The 4,549-nt window shown below is 60.0% G+C and carries 5 protein-coding genes; 4 read left to right on the top strand and 1 reads right to left on the bottom strand.

Features of this window, described 5'->3' with window-relative positions:
* The first annotated feature begins 301 nt into the window (after positions 1-301).
* The gene (locus NW856_RS13600; RefSeq protein ID WP_414400683.1) at positions 302-982 is read left to right on the top strand and encodes a DUF3318 domain-containing protein; all 681 of its coding nucleotides are present in this window, start codon (positions 302-304) and stop codon (positions 980-982) included.
* A 4-nt stretch (positions 983-986) separates the two neighbouring features.
* Here NW856_RS13600 and NW856_RS13605 read toward each other — a convergent pair whose 3' ends face one another.
* Positions 987-1,940 carry an asparaginase gene (locus NW856_RS13605; RefSeq protein ID WP_414400684.1) on the bottom strand — a complete coding sequence of 318 codons (954 nt, stop codon included), beginning with the start codon at positions 1,938-1,940 and terminating at the stop codon, positions 987-989.
* Positions 1,941-2,082: 142 nt separating this feature from the next.
* Here NW856_RS13605 and NW856_RS13610 point away from each other — a divergent pair, with 142 nt between their 5' ends.
* The 3 genes from NW856_RS13610 to NW856_RS13620 all read left to right on the top strand — a co-directional run bounded on the left by NW856_RS13610 (position 2,083) and on the right by NW856_RS13620 (position 4,509).
* The gene (locus NW856_RS13610; RefSeq protein WP_414400685.1) at positions 2,083-2,877 is read left to right on the top strand and encodes a sirohydrochlorin chelatase; all 795 of its coding nucleotides are present in this window, start codon (positions 2,083-2,085) and stop codon (positions 2,875-2,877) included.
* A gap of 64 nt (positions 2,878-2,941) precedes the next feature.
* On the top strand, positions 2,942-3,724 hold the full coding sequence (gene cobA / locus NW856_RS13615) for a uroporphyrinogen-III C-methyltransferase (protein ID WP_011432673.1): 783 nt from the start codon (positions 2,942-2,944) through the stop codon (positions 3,722-3,724).
* Positions 3,721-4,509 (top strand): ABC transporter permease, encoded by a 789-nt coding sequence (locus NW856_RS13620; RefSeq protein WP_414400686.1) that lies wholly within the window; start codon positions 3,721-3,723, stop codon positions 4,507-4,509. Before cobA ends, NW856_RS13620 begins: the two co-directional genes overlap by 4 nt.
* Positions 4,510-4,549 lie beyond the last annotated feature (40 nt).

Here is a 4,549-nt window from a genome sequence, read left to right on the forward strand (position 1 = left end):
CGGGGCTTGAACCCAGTTTTTTGGTCAACTCATACCGACAGCGTCCTCTACTTCCCCTGCCTCTCAAGGGCAGAAAGGCCCAAAAGATGGGCGCGTTGCAAAAATGACAACTGATCCAGAACAAGCTGGTCTGGTTTTTACAGTCAATTCAGTTGAGGGTGAGACGGCATTACAGGTGAGATGGCATGGACGCAGACCTCAAATCGCAAAAGGCTTTCTTGGAGCTAGCCTGCAAGGAAGGCTAGAATCTTTTACTATGGGTAATCCTCTCCAGCCGCTCCCTTAGCCGCACTGTGCCAGCATGTATACCATTTCCGACTTTGACCGCCTGATCCAGTTTCTCCCAGTGGAGATCCGCCCTGAAGTGCAGATCGAGATCGGCACCCCTGACCAGTCTCGGGTTGTGCAGCCGTTGTGGCGCTTCCCCTGGCAAAAGTACTCTCGCTTCGCCATTGACCTCAGCCGTTGGCAGAAGCTGAGCCCTGACCAGCAGAAGATCTACTTCTTGCGAGAAGCGGTGATGGCCACAGAGCTGGCTTTGGGGGATAACTGGTCGGCGTTGTTGCTGTATCCCGCCTTGATCGGGGCCGGCAGCATGGGCATTTTGGTGGAGCTGCAGATGGGAGACAACCTCGGTGTTGGCCTAGCAGCCGGGTTGGCCGCTTCGGCGGTGTTTCTGTTGCGCAAAGCGGAAAAGGGGCAAAAAGCACAAGTTGCAGCCGATGAATTTGCCGTGCGCTACGCCTCGCAAAACGGCTACAGCTCCGAGCAGGCCGCTGCCATCCTGCTGAGTGCGTTGCAACAGGTGGCCATGCTGGAAGATCGCGTTAAAAATGACTACGACACCACCATGCGCCGCCGCAACCTGGAGTTTTTGGCGCAGCGGGGCCTGGGATCCGGCACTCTAACCATCAACCCCAAGTACCGCAACAAAGGCCAGAGCTCCAACCCCAATCCTTACCAAAACCCCTTCCAGCGCTGAGTCTTCAAGGCATGCGCAGCTCCCCTTCTACCTCGAGGCGGGTGTAGGGGCCGACGCGAAGGAAGCGCTCTCCCAGCATCTCGGCGGCGGCAGGCTGGATCCAGCCCATGCGCTGCAGCAGGTGCAAAGCCAAAGCATATTTGGCCCGTGCAGCTCCATCCTGAACCTTGATGGCCAGGCCCATGCCTTCCCCTACCCGGCCAATGCATTGGATCCCTTCAGCACCCGATTTGCTCACCAGATCCCCTTGAGTGGCCCGCATCAATTCCGTGTCGAAACACCCCTGTCCGGCCACCATCTCCGGGTGATGGGTCATGGCCCGTGCTACCGATTCCAAGTCGGGCCGCTCGCCGGCGGTCAGTTGGGCGAATAGAGAAGCCAGGTGGTTCAGTTGCAATTGGTAGGTGGGCACCCCACAGTCATCCCGCGCAAACAAAAACTCCTCCGAGGGCATTTGCAGCAAATCCGCCAGCTTGGCCCGCACCAGCGCTTGCACCGGATGCTGCCGCTGGGCGTAGTCTGACAAGGTCCAGTTTTGGGCGCGGCTGGCCACGAGCATGCCAGCATGTTTGCCGGAGCAGTTGTGGCACAGGGGGCTGGGCTTGCCGGGTGGGGTGGGGCAGACCAGCAAATCGGGAGACAGATCGGCCCGCCACAGTATGCTGAACACCTGCCGCGCATGAGCCGTGGTGCCCTGATGGGATCCGCACATGATGGCAATATCTTTCTCGCTGAGGCGGTAGCGCTCGCGGATGCCGGTGGAGAGCATGGCCAGCGCTTGGAAAGGTTTGAGGGCAGAACGGGCAAAAACAGGGGTGGTGCTGTTGCCGGCCATGGCCAGAGAACGCCCGCGGCTATCGGCCACGACAGCTTGGCAATGATGGATAGATTCGGTCAACCCCTCCCGCAAGACATGGATTAAGAGTTCAGGGGCGGTGGAACGATTCTCAAATGACATGAAAACCTGGGAAAGGGCTGACGAAGCTGGGAAAGAGGGTGTGTACTCTTCAAATCATACGCGCAGATCCTACGCGAGAAGTTGGCGGGATCCCCTAAAGTAGCAAAATGGAACCCTTCCGCTCGGATCCCTGACCTCTGCCATGTCCTCCAATCCCCTGGTGTTTTTGGTCTGTCACGGCAGCCGGGATCCCGATTATCAGCAGGCTTTGGCAGATTTGTTGGCCCGGGTGCAGCAGCAGCTGGCTCCCCAGCCGGTGGAGCTGGCCCAGTTGGAAGGTCAGCCTCTCACCCTGGCCGAACAGATTCAAGGACGGCTGGCAGCTTGGCTGGGCGCAGGCCGATCTCCCGATCAAGTGGTGCTGCTGTCGCTGTTTATGGGCGAGGGATCCCATGTGGAAGAGGATTTACCGGCTGCGGTGAAGCAGGTTCAAGCTCGCTGGCCGCGCCTGCCCATCCGGTTAACACCCCCCATTGGCCAGCACCCGGCCCTCCTGGATCTGTTGGTGGCTCGCATTCTGGCTCCACAGCCCTCTTGCTTTGCAACGCTCAGGCAATCCGGCGAACGGGCAGATGCCTGGATTGTGCTTGGCCATGGCAGCCGTCTGCCGGGGTTTGCCGCCCAGCTCCAAGCCGGGATCCAAACTGTGCAACGGCGCTTGCCCGAGATCCCCTTGCATGTGGCTTTTGCTGCCCAGTCCCCCACCTTAGAAGCGGTCGTGATCCATTGCTTGCGCCTTAGCCAGTGCCGTCTACGGGTGCTGCCGTTTTTTCTCTTTCCAGGCGGTCTGCTGCGCGCCCTACAAGAACAGGCTCAGCGATTACAGCGGGAATGGCCTCTGCTCCAAATCCAGGTGGAGCCGCCCCTCTGGCGGGATCCTCAACTGATGCAGGCCATTGTGGAGACACTCCAGGCTTTTAGCCCGGCGCTGGAATAGCCGAATCTTTCCCATTCCCTCAAAATGGATATTTCCAACAGCAATGACGCGACCAGGACTTGAGATGGGCAAAGTGTATTTGGTGGGGGCAGGGCCTGGGGATCCAGGGCTGCTGACGGTGAAGGGAAAGGCGCTACTCGCCCACGCGGATGTGGTCATCTACGATGCTCTGGTGGGATCCTCCATCCTGGAGCTGATCCCGCCGACGGCAGAACGGATCTATGCTGGCAAACACTGCGGCGCTCACACCTTGCCCCAGGAGCAGATCACAGCCTTGCTGATGGAGAAAGCTCGGACGGCAGCCGTGGTGGTGCGGCTCAAAGGGGGGGATCCCTTCATCTTTGGGCGAGGCGGCGAGGAGATGTTGGCTCTGGTGCAGGCCGGGATCCCAGTGGAGGTGGTGCCGGGAATTACGGCGGGCATTGCCGCCAGCGCCTATGCCGGGATCCCTCTCACCCATCGCGACCTCAGCTCCTCAGTTGCTTTTGTAACCGGACACGAGGCGGCAGGGAAATACCGCCCTCAGGTCAATTGGCGGGCTTTGGCCGGGGCGGTGGAAACCCTGGTGATCTACATGGGCATGCACAACCTCAGCCACATTGCCGCTGAATTGTTGGCCGGAGGGAAAGCTCCCGATACCCCGGTTGCCCTGATCCGCTGGGGCACCACCCCTGAGCAAGAGATTCATCTGCTCCGCCTGCAGACTCTGGCTGGGCAGCCCTCGCCCGTAGCACCGCCTTCAATTGTTGTGGTGGGAGCGGTGGTCAGCCTGGCCAGCTTGTTGCCCACTTTGCGTCCGCCAGTCTCGTATTGCTCCGCAGCGCTTGCGCAACCGGAATCTCCATGAACGCCTTCTTTCGCAAGTTGGGTGCCCTCTTCTCCGCCTACTACGCCTACATGCTGGAGTACCGGGCCGAGCTGATCCTGTGGGTGTTGGCCGGATCCCTGCCCCTGATCATGATGGGGGTGTGGAGCGAGGCAGCCCGCTCAGGAGACTTCTCGCTGTCTGCTCTGGAGTTCATCCGCTACTTTCTGGCGGTGTTCCTGGTGCGCCAGTTCACCATCGTCTGGGTCATCTGGGACTTTGAGCGAGAGGTGGTCGAAGGCAAATTATCTCCTCGCCTGTTGCAGCCTCTGGATCCCGCTTGGCACCATGTGGCCAGCCACCTGATGGAGCGCTTGGCCCGTCTCCCCTTTACCCTGGTTTTAATCGCCCTTTTCTTCGTCCTCTACCCCCGTGCCTTTTGGATCCCCTCTTGGGCCCAGGCGGGGCTGGGATCCCTGGCCATTCTCCTGGCTTTTGCCCTGCGCTTTCTCATGCAGTACACCCTGGCGCTGCTGGCCTTTTGGGTGGAACGGGTGACGGCCTTGGAGCAATTCCATTTTTTGGTGTACTTGTTTTTCTCGGGGGTGATCGCTCCTCTGGAGGTGTTCCCACCACCCGTGCGCCAGGTCTTGGCCTGGACACCCTTCCCCTACCTGGTGCATTTTCCCGCCAGCCTCTGGGCAGGGATCCCGGTGGATATTCTGGGCGGCTTTGGCATGGGCCTGGCCTGGACGGGCCTGCTCTGGCTGGCCAATCGCTGGTTGTGGCGCAAAGGCTTGCAACAGTACTCGGGAATGGGAGCTTAGAGGGCCAGGTTCAGCTAGAAATCGCAGGAGCCCCGCACTG

It is taken from the genome of Synechococcus sp. R3-13 (genome assembly GCF_047462195.1).
Taxonomy (GTDB): domain Bacteria; phylum Cyanobacteriota; class Cyanobacteriia; order Thermostichales; family Thermostichaceae; genus Thermostichus.